Annotated in this window: 12 protein-coding genes and 1 pseudogene; 3 read left to right on the forward strand and 10 right to left on the reverse strand. The window is 44.8% G+C overall.

The window, feature by feature from the left end; translation table 11 throughout:
* Positions 1-17: 17 nt before the first annotated feature.
* Positions 18-920: an accessory Sec system S-layer assembly protein gene (locus AOT13_RS01545; protein ID WP_013876158.1), complete on the forward strand. Its 903-nt coding sequence runs from the start codon at positions 18-20 to the stop codon at positions 918-920.
* A 260-nt stretch (positions 921-1,180) separates the two neighbouring features.
* Here AOT13_RS01545 and AOT13_RS01550 read toward each other — a convergent pair whose 3' ends face one another.
* The 8 genes from AOT13_RS01550 to AOT13_RS01595 all read right to left on the reverse strand — a co-directional run bounded on the left by AOT13_RS01550 (position 1,181) and on the right by AOT13_RS01595 (position 10,887).
* The gene (locus AOT13_RS01550; protein WP_042384729.1) at positions 1,181-2,452 is read right to left on the reverse strand and encodes a membrane protein; all 1,272 of its coding nucleotides are present in this window, start codon (positions 2,450-2,452) and stop codon (positions 1,181-1,183) included.
* Between the two features lie 17 nt (positions 2,453-2,469).
* Entirely contained in the window at positions 2,470-3,987 is a 1,518-nt protein-coding gene (gene murJ / locus AOT13_RS01555) for a murein biosynthesis integral membrane protein MurJ (protein WP_042384731.1), read from the reverse strand.
* A 10-nt stretch (positions 3,988-3,997) separates the two neighbouring features.
* The gene (locus AOT13_RS01560; protein ID WP_003247821.1) at positions 3,998-4,705 is read right to left on the reverse strand and encodes a WecB/TagA/CpsF family glycosyltransferase; all 708 of its coding nucleotides are present in this window, start codon (positions 4,703-4,705) and stop codon (positions 3,998-4,000) included.
* A gap of 42 nt (positions 4,706-4,747) precedes the next feature.
* The gene (locus AOT13_RS01565) at positions 4,748-6,028 is read right to left on the reverse strand and encodes a nucleotide sugar dehydrogenase (RefSeq protein WP_013399907.1); all 1,281 of its coding nucleotides are present in this window, start codon (positions 6,026-6,028) and stop codon (positions 4,748-4,750) included.
* A gap of 262 nt (positions 6,029-6,290) precedes the next feature.
* Positions 6,291-6,698 carry a hypothetical protein gene (locus AOT13_RS01570; protein ID WP_042384733.1) on the reverse strand — a complete coding sequence of 136 codons (408 nt, stop codon included), beginning with the start codon at positions 6,696-6,698 and terminating at the stop codon, positions 6,291-6,293.
* A gap of 131 nt (positions 6,699-6,829) precedes the next feature.
* Complete coding sequence (wecB, locus tag AOT13_RS01575) at positions 6,830-7,975, reverse strand: non-hydrolyzing UDP-N-acetylglucosamine 2-epimerase (protein ID WP_003247816.1); 1,146 nt, start codon at positions 7,973-7,975, stop codon at positions 6,830-6,832.
* Between the two features lie 353 nt (positions 7,976-8,328).
* Positions 8,329-9,687, reverse strand: coding sequence for a C40 family peptidase (locus tag AOT13_RS01580; RefSeq protein WP_042384735.1), 1,359 nt, complete (start codon positions 9,685-9,687; stop codon positions 8,329-8,331).
* Positions 9,688-10,386: 699 nt separating this feature from the next.
* The gene (locus AOT13_RS01595; protein WP_003247812.1) at positions 10,387-10,887 is read right to left on the reverse strand and encodes a hypothetical protein; all 501 of its coding nucleotides are present in this window, start codon (positions 10,885-10,887) and stop codon (positions 10,387-10,389) included.
* Between the two features lie 205 nt (positions 10,888-11,092).
* On the opposite strand from AOT13_RS01595, the gene AOT13_RS01600 reads away from it, so the two are divergent.
* The gene (locus AOT13_RS01600) at positions 11,093-11,503 is read left to right on the forward strand and encodes a helix-turn-helix domain-containing protein (RefSeq protein WP_035501694.1); all 411 of its coding nucleotides are present in this window, start codon (positions 11,093-11,095) and stop codon (positions 11,501-11,503) included.
* A 149-nt stretch (positions 11,504-11,652) separates the two neighbouring features.
* Here the strand turns inward: AOT13_RS01600 and ssb are convergent.
* Positions 11,653-11,998: pseudogene (ssb, locus tag AOT13_RS01605) on the reverse strand (single-stranded DNA-binding protein).
* A gap of 308 nt (positions 11,999-12,306) precedes the next feature.
* Between ssb and AOT13_RS01610 the strand changes: the two are divergent.
* Complete coding sequence (locus AOT13_RS01610; protein WP_003247806.1) at positions 12,307-12,759, forward strand: YwpF-like family protein; 453 nt, start codon at positions 12,307-12,309, stop codon at positions 12,757-12,759.
* Between the two features lie 18 nt (positions 12,760-12,777).
* Here AOT13_RS01610 and AOT13_RS01615 read toward each other — a convergent pair whose 3' ends face one another.
* Positions 12,778-13,386 (reverse strand): class D sortase, encoded by a 609-nt coding sequence (locus tag AOT13_RS01615; protein WP_042384741.1) that lies wholly within the window; start codon positions 13,384-13,386, stop codon positions 12,778-12,780.
* Between the last annotated feature and the right edge of the window lie 2 nt (positions 13,387-13,388).

Genomic DNA, 13,388 nt, shown 5'->3' on the forward strand with positions numbered 1-13,388 from the left:
ATATGGAGGGAATGATTATGTTTCCATTTTTTAAAAAACAAAAACAGCAAAAAGACGAACATGACAGCGTCGTAGAAGCAAACGAACTGTTAGAAAACAGCGAGGCAGATTCGGACGAAGAAGAAGTCAAAACAGAGCTGTCGTTCCATCCATCGTGGAACGTAAGCATAGAAGAACGCTACTATTATCAATTTTTGCATAATCAGCAGCGGCCGCTGAAAAAAAACCAAATTTCTTTATCCGGCATTGATTTAAAACAAGTGCCGCGAGGGTATGTCGTTACGGCTTTCGTCCGCAACAGCTTGTCCCGTCCGGTTGCATTCACCCCGGCTCCGCTTTTGTTGCTCGGCCCGAACAATGAAGTGCTCGCCCGTAAAGTGTTCGACTTGTCGGAACTTGGGGAAATTCCGCCGTGCTGCAGCCGCCCATGGAAATTTTTATTTGAACAAGAAACGCTCAGAACTTCTGAACTGCCACTCGTTGATTGGAAGCTTGCCTTTGAATTGCCAAAACAAAAACATCACTCCCTCGATTTAGCAGAAAGCTGGGAGAAAAGCTTGGCGGCAGAGGACAAACAAAAGCTGCAGGCGCTCGTTCAATCGCTGCAGCCGCCTAAACCAGGGGAAGTCAATTTTATGGGGCTGCAAGCGCAGCAGACAGAACAAGGCGATCTTCATGTTACGCTGCTTATTCGCAATGGAAGTGACAAAAACATTCATATTGAACAATTAGCGCTGCAAGTCCATGATGCAAGCGGAGATATCGTCGCCAGCGGCGCATTTTCCCTTGATCATTTTGAAGTGAAAGCAAATACAAGCAAACCGTGGACGTTTATTTTCCCAAAATCGCTAGTCACGAAGGAAAATCCGGATCTTCGTTCATGGAAAGTATCGCTGCCGTCTTCTTCTCAACCATCGTAAAAAATAAAGCAGGCTTAAAAGTTTCCGCTTGTTGTCCGGTATGCATATAGATTTGCCCAGAAAGGGGGACCCGAAAGTGATGGGTCCCCTCCTTTTTATGAAGAAAACAAAATATATAGAAAAAACCGCCTATCTTAAGATAGGCGGCTTCCCAATGGCTACCAACCGAGGTCTCTTCTTTTATATCGCTACAGAAGGAAATAATATCTGTCATACAAGTACATTTTACCATTGACATCTTTATATAACAACGACTTTTTTTAAGTGTTTGCCCTCGTTCTTTCAATGGCGCTAGAGACAATAGCATAGCCGATCATCAATAAAAACAATAAATCAAGCAAACCAGTATGGATGGAAATCATAAAAATCGTCGTGATAAACGCGTACGCAATCGTTTGAAACGAGGCGAACCCCGTTTGCTTCATCTGATTATACAGCATCGACAAAATCACGCCATACAAGGCAAAGCCAATGATAATCGCCCAATAGCCCGCCTCGACATAAAATTGTCCAAGCAGCGTCGGCGTGGTGGTTCTGCCCGGGCGCGTCACATATTTTCCTTTATCTACCGTAAGCGAATTTACCATTTCCGTGATCATCATGCGCGGCGATAGCTGCTCGCCCGGCAACACCGTCGAAAATATCCCTTCATGAAGCTTTCCATACATATACCCATGCTTATCGGTATATTCCATTAATTTGCTTAATACAATCCGCCCTGTGACGCTCACTTCCGTTAACCCGCGGACCCATTTTGGCGTTTCATTAATTTTGCGGAGAAGCACCTCATCTTTATCTGCTTGCTCTTCACTTAACTCCACATTCGGCCCTTCATGGCTGTTAAATTCTTTCGTCTGGTCCTCTGTAATGACGCGGAAAAATCCGAATAACGAAAGCGACAAGCCAACGACGAATAAAAACGCCAGCAGCCACGACAGCTTAATGCGCCGAATTGTATAATGGAAAACAATCAAAACGGTAAAACACATCACGACAATCGGCGTCCGGTATCCCATTAACACTAAAAGCAGCAAAATAATGACTAACACGGCAAAATACGTGCGCATCTGCTTCTTTGTGAGTGGATGCTCGCGGACAGCACGGTCACAAAGAAGAAACAGAACAGAAAACCATAAAAACGAACTAAAAAAATTCAACTTCGGGTCTAAATGCCTGCGCACCGATTCATCCGTTATCCCAATTTGTCCTGTCGCCAGCATCATAACGTAACTAGCTAAACCGACCGCGCCAAGAACATATAAAAAATATTTTGTTTTTCCTTTTAAAAAGGCCAGTCCCATAGAAGGAAACATCCAATTTTTCTTTTGGACAAGATGAACAGCTGCCAAATAGGAAAGAAGCCCGGCTAAAATGGCCCATAAAATATTCCGGTCAGCTTCAAAATATTCTATTTTTCCAAAGTCAAACAAGCTGACAAAAAAGTAAAGAATTAAAATAAAAGGAAAGAAAAAATATGGTGAAAATGAATCAATCTTATTGTTCCACTTTTTAAGCATCCCTAGTCGCTTCATAACTCTCCAGTTTCCTTCTAAGAAACTTCTTTCCTCCTCTTTTTTGTTAAAATTTCTTTAACGGACTCCACCTTGAACACCCATAATGCCACAAAGTATACCGCTGCCCCCAGCACAATCATGAATGCTAAATACGGGATGATAGCGAGCCGATCGGCATGCAATTCGTATTTTACAAGAAGCAACACAGCTACCATTGCGAGCGTACTAATGGTAATTTTCCCGTACTCCTTTCCAATCACCGAAAGACGAAATCCACCTGTGATTTTATAGAGTGTCGTAAACGTAATCAGCGAATACACTAACCCGACAAAAGACGCGGATAAAGCCAGACCCGCTGCCCCTATCATGCTGGAAAAAATCGCATTAAAAATAATGTTAGCAATAATCGAAACAATTCCGGCTCTCAGCATATAATGCCCTTTTTCCAGCGTATAAAATCCTTTTGCAATGACAGCTTGGATGCTGTAAAAAAGCACAGAACCGATATACAAAAAAGCGTATTCGCTTGTTTGGGCGGTCGCACTCGCCGTAAACGCGCCCCGTTCATATACAATCTGGACGCACTCTTTCATCAATACGAGCATTCCGGCGACAGTCGGCGCCAAAAATAAAAACATGTACGTAAGCCCCTTTTCGATGCCGGCTTTAAACAGCGCCATATCGTTTTTTGCTTTTGCCTCCGCTAACAGCGGAAACACAATCGTGGCAATGGTCACGCCAAAAATCGCCTGCGGAATACTTACGAGACGGAATGCATAGTTTAGAGTAGATACGGCCCCTTCGCCAAGCCTTGCGGCAAACAATGTATTCACAAATAAGTTTACTTGGCCGACAGCGATCGTTAGCCCGATTGGCAAAAAGATGCGGTAAAACGAGATAACTTCTTCCCGATCCATCGGCTGCTTCCAGTCGATAAACCGGCGCGGTCCTAAATAAAACAGCTTTATTAAGAAAGAAAAAACGGTTCCGACAAAATAGCCAAACGGCACGGAATAAATCCCCATTGGGCGATGAAGAAACAGTGCACCGCCAATTGTGCATAGCACAACAATCGTTTGGGAAAATGTCGAAAACGAAAACATCTTTTGGGCATCAAAATATCCCTCATAAACGGCATTGACACCGACAATCGCCACTGACAGAAAATAAATGACCGCCGTCCATATAGCAATTTGCGTCCCATGGTTATTAAAATCCGGATACAACTTTGGAATGAAAAGCGGAGAAAGAAGCGCTCCGGCGACCGAGATAACAAACGAAATCCAAAATGTTCCTTTTACGATGTTCGTTAAATGAGAAAAGCCTTTTCCTAGCTGAGAATACTTATAATAGCTAGGCAAAAAGGCGTCTTTCATCCCCGTCAACATAAACAAAATAAGTGCATTCGGGATGGTCATCGCCGCGATATAAGCATCGGTAACATAAGAGTTGCCGAATAACTTGGCGATGATGATATCGCGAAACATGCTCGAGAATTTCAGAAAAAAGGTGGATAGCAAAAACAAGATGCTCGCAATGCGTAATTTGGACATACTATCCCTTCTATTCTCTAATCACTTTAATGAGGAATTTCGGAAGCGCAAGCTGCCGCTTCCAGCGCCACGGCTCTTTCAGCAAGCGGTACAGCCATTCTAACCCAAGCTTTTGAACAAGAAGGGGGGCTCTTTTTATTCTGCCAGAAATCACATCAAAAGACCCGCCAACTCCTTGATATACTTTTGGGGACAGCGAATGCATATGGTTAGCGATCCAATATTCTTGGGCAGGACTTCCAAGCGCAACAAATAAAATGTCCGCCCCCGATTGATTGATCGCCTCTTTTATTACTTGTTCATCTTTCTCATATCCGTGCATCGTCCCGACAATTTGAATTCCCGGAAACATTTTTTCCAATCTCCGCTTTGCCTCATCGGCTACTCCGGGCTTTGCCCCATAAAGGAAAATTTTTTTTCCTCTTGCTGCCGCTTCTTGGCACAAGCGGAGCATCATATCGATTCCCGTTACCCGCGACCGAATGCGTCCTCTTTTCAAGATGGAAGCCAAAACCACTCCTATCCCGTCCGGAATAGGATATGTCGCCTGATTCAGCAATTCCCGCAATCGGTCATCCTGCTGGGCCTTCATAATTTTCTCGGGATTAATCGCAACGATAAATGATTTACGGTTATTATCAATGTCTTCCATTAACTTTGCCACAAGCTGTTCGTACGTATATGTACAAACATCGACACCTAAAAATGTTTCTTTCATTCTATCACACCTAGTCTGCAGCTATCATCTTGCATTTTATTATTAAGATTGGTTTTTGCCATCCCCGAGCACCAATACATGAAACCCATGCTTTTTCCATTCGTTGCGGTCAATACAGTTTTTCGTATCCAGAATAATTTTTGTTCGTACAAGAGGAGCGATTTTTTCCGGACGCAACGTTTTAAATTCGTTATGATCGGTTAAAATGGCGATAATATCGGCACGGGCAACCGCTTCCTCGATTTGTTGCGTCTGGCGGGCCAATTTATTTTCTTTGATATGCGGATCGTAAGCAGTATAATCAATCCCAAGTTTTTCTAAATGATGAATGACTTCCAGCGACGGGCTTTCCCGCATATCGTCAACGTTTCCTTTGAACGCCAAGCCAAACACGGCAACGCGGCCATGATGAATATTTTCGTTTTCAAGAATTTGTTTAATTTTCAACGCTGTATATTCCGGCATGCTATCATTGGTTTGGCGCGCAAGATTAACTATTTTCGCCAATTCCGGTTGCAACTCCACCAAAAACCAAGGATCGACCGCAATACAATGCCCACCAACCCCTGGCCCAGGCAAATGAATGTTTACGCGCGGATGGAAATTGGCGAGACGAATCGCTTCCCACACATCGACGCCAATTTTTTCGCTTATTTTTGCCAATTCATTGGCAAATGCAATATTGACATCGCGGTACGTATTTTCGATGACTTTCACCATTTCTGCCGTTGTCGCGTCGGTAATGTGAATTTTCCCTTTGACAAACGTTTTATATAATTCCGCCGTCAAGCGTCCGGATTCCTCGTTAATTCCGCCGACAATGCGGTCATTGTTGACCAGTTCTTCGAAAATTCTTCCAGGAATCACACGTTCTGGAGAATGAGACACAAATAATTCCGTCCCAATCTCTAAATCCGCTTCCCGCAAAATCGGAATCATGACGTCTTCCACCGTGCGCGGAGGCACCGTTGATTCGAGCACAACCAAGTTTCCTTTCCGGACATAAGGGACGATCGATTTTGTCGCAGCACGCACATAATCTAAATTGGCGGTTTTATCCTCGTTAATCGGAGACGGGACGGCAATAATAAATACATCCGCTTCCTCCGGTTGAGTGGAAACGGTAAATTTTCCGCTATCAATCGCCTTGTTGAGGCGTTCCTGTAATCCCGGTTCTTCAATATGCAACTGTTTTTGCTGAATCATCTTAACTGCTTTTTCGTTAATATCGACGCCATGCACTTGAATGCCGTGATTGGCAAACATCACTGACGTCGGCAATCCGATATATCCTAATCCAATGACGCAAATTTTTTTACTCATATGAAAGATGTCTCTCCTTTTTTACGCAAAATGCCCTTTTTGCACCCGAACTTTATTATAGCAAAAAATACATACATATCATATAGTTTGTATTTATTGTAACGGAATTTCAATAGAATGAAACAAAATTTAAACGTACACTTTTTTCCACCATATAATAAAATCCCGCTGTTTCAGAAACGAGGCTTTTCTTTTTTCTGCATAGCCGCAAACCGCTGTGCTGCGAAAATAAAAAACATGCCAAAATACCTTATATGGCATGTCATTTATTTTCTGTTTTGTCCATATTCCCGAGACGCTCGAGACGTTCAATGTGATAATTTGCTTCCGCTTTGCAGGAAACGGGAATGTCTTTTTCGCCATGCAGCGTTGCCAATTCCTTAATTTTAGCCAGTTGCTCCTCCGTCGGCGCTTCTGACAGCACTTTATCAATAACGGAATTAATTTTGTCGGCCAATTCCTGATGAAACACTGTATTTGCTTTCAAGCGATCATCAAGAGAATGAAACCAGCTGGAATGGTGCACAATGTCATTGCGCCACCGTTGCATAAATACTTGCGGGTCAAATCGTTGTTCATTCCATTCAATGTCCCGCATGTATGCTTCAAATGTCCGAGTAATGGAACGCGTTATCCCGACTTTAACAGCATGTGGAAGATCTTTCAACATTAATCAAAAAACCTCCGTATGTTTTCTTTTAGGATCGTTTTATCATAGGAATAAAAACAGGAAGAAATCATTTCCTTATTTGTCCGTCCCCCTGCTCTGTTCATTTGCAGAAGGCATGGAGATTCCGCCATTTAAACGGAAAATGGTTCAGGCGGCTGTGTGGCCTTGCCAAAATAATAAAGAATCGCCTGCACGATGCGCTTGGAAGCCTGGCCGTCTCCGTACGGGTTCGAGGCTTTCGCCATTTTTTCATATTCGCTGCGGTTATTCAACAGCTCGCGGGCCATGCTGTATATCGTTTCCTCATTCGTTCCCGCTAATTTCAGCGTCCCCGCCTCGATGCCTTCCGGCCGTTCTGTCGTGTCGCGCAGCACCAACACCGGCACGCCCAATGAAGGCGCTTCTTCCTGCACGCCGCCGGAATCGGTCAAAATGAGAAACGCCCTCGCGGCGAGATTATGAAAGTCAAACACCCCTAAAGGCTCGATCAAATGAATGCGCGGATCATTGCCAAGAATTTCATCAGCTACTTCGCGCACCGCCGGGTTTAAATGGACAGGATAAACGACTTGCACATCTTCATGTTCTTGGACAATGCGCTTGATCGCGCGGAACATGTTGCGCATCGATTCGCCAAGATTTTCCCGGCGGTGGGCGGTTAATAAAATCATGCGATCATCGCCGATTTTCTCTAAAATATCATGCTTATAGTTGTCTGTCACCGTTGTTTTTAACGCGTCGATCGCCGTATTTCCCGTAATAAAAATCGAATCAGGCTTTTTATTTTCACGGATTAAGTTTTCATACGCTTTTTTTGTCGGCGCAAAATGAAGATCGGCGATCACGCCGGTAAGCTGGCGGTTCATTTCTTCTGGAAACGGTGAATATTTGTTCCATGTGCGCAAACCGGCTTCGACATGCCCGACAGCAATCTGATTGTAAAACGCGGCAAGGCTGGCGACAAACGTTGTCGTCGTATCCCCGTGCACTAGCACCAAATCCGGTTTTACCTTTTTCATCACATCGTCGAGCCCTGCTAAAGAGCGTATAGTAATTTCTGATAACGTTTGGCGGTCTTTCATAATATTTAAGTCATAATCCGGCTTTATATTGAAAATTTCCAGCACTTGATCGAGCATTTGCCGGTGCTGCGCCGTGACGGTGACAATCGGCTCGATCAGCTCCGGATGTTTTTTCAGCTCCAACACAAGCGGCGCCATTTTTATAGCTTCCGGTCTTGTGCCAAAAATCGTCATAACTTTTATTTTATCAGCCATACTTTCACCTACAATGACAAAATGTTAGTTCTTACACAAACTTCCTTCCTTACATTATCATAACCTTTCCATTTCCTCAACCGTCAACATGCGCGTTCTCGGCAAACGCAAAAACTTCCATCTTTTTGTTTGCCGGATGGCGGGGGACTGTATCAGAATGGTGCTACAAAAATAATGTTGATGGACAGCAAGAAAAGTTGAAAGCTCTCCGCCGGCAGCGGTGAATAGCTCCTTAAAGCAAAGGGATGGCTTCGGACTCCCAAGCCATCCCCGCATTTCGCCGACCGGCCTTTTTTTCGGGACCTAAGCCGGCACCGTATTTTATCCATCCATATTTTAGAAACATCCCGGATTTAATACCGCTTTGCGCCCAAGTAGCGGACTTTCCAATAAGAATTATTCAAACTGCTGATCGTTACGCCAGTGGAAGAGCCGCTGTGAATAAATTGCTGATTACCGATATATATGCCAGCGTGGGACGGGCCCGACCCGCTCGTTGCAAAAAAGACGATATCGCCAACCGAAGGGGCGGAAACCGGTGTGCCGGCGTTCCAAATCGTCGCTACCGTGCGCGGCAGCGAAATGCCTTGCTTTTTAAACAAATAGACAATCAATCCGCTGCAATCAAAACCTACTTGCGGTGCTTCCCCGCCCCAGACATACGGCTTGCCAAGAAGCTCTGCGGCATCCGCAACAAGCGCAATGGCATCCAGCTTTTTCTGCGGCGCCTGTCCCATCAAGCGCTCATACGTCTCCGCATCGACAACGCCGGTCGCTTTTATGCCGGCGCTCTTCTGGAATTGCTTTACTGCTTCCGCCGTAATGGACCCATAATAGCCGGTGATTTCCGAATGCGTAAAATAACCGAGCTGCTTTAGCTTTGTTTGCACTTTTTTCACTTCCGGACCCGTTGATCCGATCGTCAGGCGGATAGCCGCTTTTGGTGCAGATGTCTTGGAGCCAGCGACCGCTTCATTAATTTTCGCTAATGTCTGGCTGTCCGCCTTGCCAGTAGCCGGAAGAGAATATCGCTTTTGAAATTGGCGGACGGCATCCGCTGTTACCGTGCCATAATATCCTGTTATTTTCGGATAAGTAAAATAGCCGAGCTGCTTTAAATTTTGCTGTAATTTGCTGACTTCCGCCCCTTGCGAGCCTATTGCCAATACATATTCTTGAGCGATTTGGGCAGGGCGCCGGTTCATCACTTCGTTTTGGATGGACTGAACAGTGCGGGCATCGGCGATTCCCGTCACAGGAAGGCCGTAGTTTTGCTGAAACCGCTTGACCGCATCCTGCGTAATGGTTCCATAATAGCCGGTGATCTCCGGATATTTGAAATAGCCGAGTTGTTTTAAATTTTGCTGCAAAACTTTCACATCGTTTCCGCGCGAGCCAATTTTCATTTCCGCCGTGCGCCGGGCGGCAGCTTCTTTCAACTTAGCGTACGTGGCATCATCCACGACGCCCGTGACAGGCAAGCGGACGGACGCTTGAAACGCTTTAACCGCCTGCTCGGTTATCGTCCCGAAATATCCTGTAGCAGCCGGATATGTAAAAAACCCTTTTTCCTTTAATAGTTGTTGCAGTTCTTTCACTTGCGGAGCACTCATTCCCACTTTCCACTCCGCCGCTTTCCCGTCATCCGGCATCCAAAACAGCGCCGAAGCGAAAGCAGACGTTAACACGATATGTCTTGGCTTCAAATTCACAATGATCTCCCTCTCCCTTCCCTACTTTCTTTTTCCTTAAGCACAACCATGTTAAAACGTTAAGTTCATCACCGGATTTCATCGTTGGCAGATAAACAATTCCAGTTAAGGGATGAGGCAACGGAAAAATGGAAAACCACCAAAAATGGCGAAGCCCCAATTTTCTGCTAAACGTTTTATTTTCCCTGCTTATCCGCTCCTGCACCTTTTCGCTTCTTTCCCGGCGGCCAAGCCGGCACCTGCAACAATGTCGAAAAAAGGAATCTACGAGTCCAGCATAGGACAGATTCCGTTTTTCGACACGCGGAAAGGTGCGCCACAGCAATCTCTCTCTTTTTATTTTAGTATACTAAAACTTGCCTTCCGGCAAAAAGAGTATTTTGTATTATTTTTTTCCTACTTACAATGGTTTCAAAAAGCAGCACCGCCCGTTGCGGATCACCTCTTAAATATATGTTAAGCTTCCATCCAATTGCCGTTTGCGTTTTCACCATGTCCCGGACTTCGTTCCGCGGCCATCAAACTCCGGGCCAATCCATTCCGGCGCGCCGCATGGAAGCAGGAGAACGCAGCTGGCAGGTTCCGCCTGCCGTGCGCCCCGGGAGGCGCGCTCCGCTCGCTCGAAAAACACAGCCAAAAATGGAAAGAAAAACGGGAAAGGAGAAAAGGAGGGACACACACGAGGAAATGGCACAGCGATTACAACTTTTTATAATTTTTTCGTGCCGGACACATAAACAAGTAGGAAATGCGCTTGTTTTCAAAAATATAAAACGACTGCAAAATATAATAAATAAGCTGTTTTTCAATTGTCAGCAGCTCGCTTGTGTGAAGGCGGAGATATTTTTGCTGGAGCTGGTTCCATTCATAGAGGGAAATGTCAAATTTTCGCTTTGCCAAATCAAGCTTTACGATAAACATATATAATTGATTGATAGATTTAAATACAAAATATAGCTGGGCGTCGCTGTCGCACGTAATCGTGCGGAACCATGTTTCTTCCCCTGAGGAACAACTTTGCTGCTCCCCGCTTTTTAAAAACCGCAATGAATCGGGAAAATTCGTCGGCGCAATCGTTTTCAACCTGATTGAAAACGGATTTCGCGTTTCTTTAACAAATATTCTATATGTTCCCTTATTTTGCTTTAGCCCTTTCCGCTCACTCACAATTAAATCTGCGAGATAAATATTCACTATCATCCCTCTTTTTCCTAATTATCAGCAAATATTTATCCATTTTTTGCTTATTGTAGCATGATATAAAAGACGTCGAACATTGACAAAAGAGAAAGTTTTGACCCTTTTAAGAACAAATCAGAAAATGTTCATAAATAGAACACCAGTCTTCTCCACGCTCTTCTATCTTTAAGTTATTGATTGATTCAATGGAGCCGTGGTGAAGAAAATGAGGAAATTAGGAGAAAAACTAAAATATTTGCGCAAGCAGCATAACTGGACGCAAGAGCAGCTGGCGCAGCATCTCAATATATCGCGCTCGCAAATCAGCAAATGGGAAAATGGAGAATTGCTCCCGGACGTGCAATCATTGGAAAAATTAAGCAATCTTTACGAAGTGAGCATCGATTTTTTAATTGGGAAGCATACGACGAAAAAAGAGCTTCTGCGGGAAATGAACCTTTTATATCAAACGGACCGCATTGATGAGAAAATGCTCGATATTATCGACTATTTCAAACAAAACCCGGATATGGAAGAAATGATTTATTCGCTGGCCCAACTGCCGGCAAAAAAACGAAAACATTTGGAAACGATCATTATTACGCTGATACAAGAATTTTCCGACGCAGTGAAATAACGAAGTTCCCCGGTCGTGCCGCCATGTTCACAGAAAAAAGCGCTAACGTTTCTTGCTAGCGCAATCGGTGGGGAGATGTTCAGAGGGAAAAGCTTTCTTTCTCTCGGGGAAACAAGTTGGAAGGAAAAAATGGGGATCATCGGGGAAAACTATGAATGTTCGATCCATGCATGCGTCTTGCCGCCCATAAATCGCACGGATTCGGCCACCACTTCCGTCACAAACACTCGCTGTCCGTCTTTCTTTTCATAATTTCGCGTTTGAATCCGTCCCATGACGCCGATAATGGAACCTTTCCGGCAATAATTCGCCGTATTCTCTGCTACTTTCCGCCAGAGCGTGCAATTGGACGAAATCAGTGTCAATTCCTCCTTCCGCATTACGAAAATTTCTTGTCACCGCTAATGTGATGTTAACGACCGCTGCTCCATCGGCGGTATATCGAAGTTCCGGATCTTTTGTCAGCCGGCCGACAAGCACGACTTGGTTGATCATGTTTCGGCACATCCCTCCCTTCCGCTTCAGTGCATCTTCATCATAATGGACTTCTATTTTCCCCGTAAAATCGCCACTTTTCAATTTTTGCATGCCGTTTTTTCTTGCAATTATCGCCACAATATGTCACCAACAGCGAAAAATCGACAACAAAATTCAAATTTTATATATTCCCGGCAAAAATAAGCCGGCAATGACCGACACCGGCACGGCATGCATCATTTTGAGAACGGGACACGTTATCCATTGCCTCACGGTCACAAGAATGTGCTATAATTTTCGTAAGACAATATTGACGAGGTGATGGAATGAAAACCTTCAAGCTTGTGGGGCTCTCCGTCGTTCACGACGATTTGCACCGTCAAGAAATTCCATTCATTGACGGACTTATTATTAATAAAGAAGATGGACAAAACCACTGGCTAATTGAGACATATTTAGATAAACAATACGAGCCGATCTTTTCCGAGCTGCAAAAAAGAAACGATGAATTCCGCCTTCAAGTAACGATAACCAACCGAAGCAACGATCCCGCCAACATGATCGCGACCGTTCGTTCCATCACAAGAATGAACAACCATATAAGTGTGCTTATGGATGGCTTGTTAGTCCGGAGCAAAACGGATTTAGCAGAAGTGGTGCTCGCGAGCCTTGTCGAAAAAGGGCTGCAAGGAGAAGCGTTATTGAAGGAATTCAAACGGCAATTGAACGAGCGCCGCGGCTTCAAAAATAATGAAGAAAAAACGCGAATTCAACAATAAAGGGCTAGAACGACGCGTCTAGCCCGTTTTCTTTATGGTGGAAACAAGCTGCGCCACAAGAACATAGCGCTGCTTCGCCTTGCCAATAAAGCGGAACGGATAACATGTCGTCACCGTTAATGTCGGGCGCGGCTTTTCGACAAGGACGGTACGGTTGTTTTCACCGACGATGCGCACTTTTTTCACGCGATAAACAAACTGCTTTGCCGCTGTTTCCACGATCAATTTGTCGCCAATGCCGATTTGCCCCAATTGCCAAAATACCGTATCACGGTGCCCCGACAGCACCATGTTGTTCCTTTCCCCCGGCAAAGCGCTTTTCGGGTAGTGACCGATTCCTTTCCGCAATTGCTGCGTTTCCGTGCCGTGATAAATCGGGATGGAAATACCGAGTTTTGGAATCAACAACGTCCCAATTTGGTCGCCAATCTTTGGCTTCGCGGCGGTGCCTGCCGTTTGCCAATCAGCCGCTTGCGGAACAATGGGCGTTTTTCTTTCCTCTTTCCATGGTTTTACGGCATTGTACCCGAGCCAGTACGAATATCCATTCCAAACCGCTGTTATTAATCCTGCCGCCATGCATAAAACGGCACCCCGCATTTTATATGTTTCCCATCTTTCTCCCATGT

The sequence above is a fragment of the Parageobacillus thermoglucosidasius genome (assembly GCF_001295365.1).
GTDB lineage: Bacteria > Bacillota > Bacilli > Bacillales > Anoxybacillaceae > Parageobacillus > Parageobacillus thermoglucosidasius.

Coding starts and splice junctions, on each gene's coding strand:
- AOT13_RS01545 (WP_013876158.1), top strand. CDS start 18: ATGTTTCCATTTTTTAAAAAACAAAAACAGCAAAAAGACGAACATGAC.
- AOT13_RS01550 (WP_042384729.1), bottom strand. CDS start 2,452: ATGAAGCGACTAGGGATGCTTAAAAAGTGGAACAATAAGATTGATTCA.
- murJ (WP_042384731.1), bottom strand. CDS start 3,987: ATGTCCAAATTACGCATTGCGAGCATCTTGTTTTTGCTATCCACCTTT.
- AOT13_RS01560 (WP_003247821.1), bottom strand. CDS start 4,705: ATGAAAGAAACATTTTTAGGTGTCGATGTTTGTACATATACGTACGAA.
- AOT13_RS01565 (WP_013399907.1), bottom strand. CDS start 6,028: ATGAGTAAAAAAATTTGCGTCATTGGATTAGGATATATCGGATTGCCG.
- AOT13_RS01570 (WP_042384733.1), bottom strand. CDS start 6,698: ATGTTGAAAGATCTTCCACATGCTGTTAAAGTCGGGATAACGCGTTCC.
- wecB (WP_003247816.1), bottom strand. CDS start 7,975: ATGGCTGATAAAATAAAAGTTATGACGATTTTTGGCACAAGACCGGAA.
- AOT13_RS01595 (WP_003247812.1), bottom strand. CDS start 10,887: ATGATAGTGAATATTTATCTCGCAGATTTAATTGTGAGTGAGCGGAAA.
- AOT13_RS01600 (WP_035501694.1), top strand. CDS start 11,093: ATGAGGAAATTAGGAGAAAAACTAAAATATTTGCGCAAGCAGCATAAC.
- AOT13_RS01610 (WP_003247806.1), top strand. CDS start 12,307: ATGAAAACCTTCAAGCTTGTGGGGCTCTCCGTCGTTCACGACGATTTG.
- AOT13_RS01615 (WP_042384741.1), bottom strand. CDS start 13,386: ATGGGAGAAAGATGGGAAACATATAAAATGCGGGGTGCCGTTTTATGC.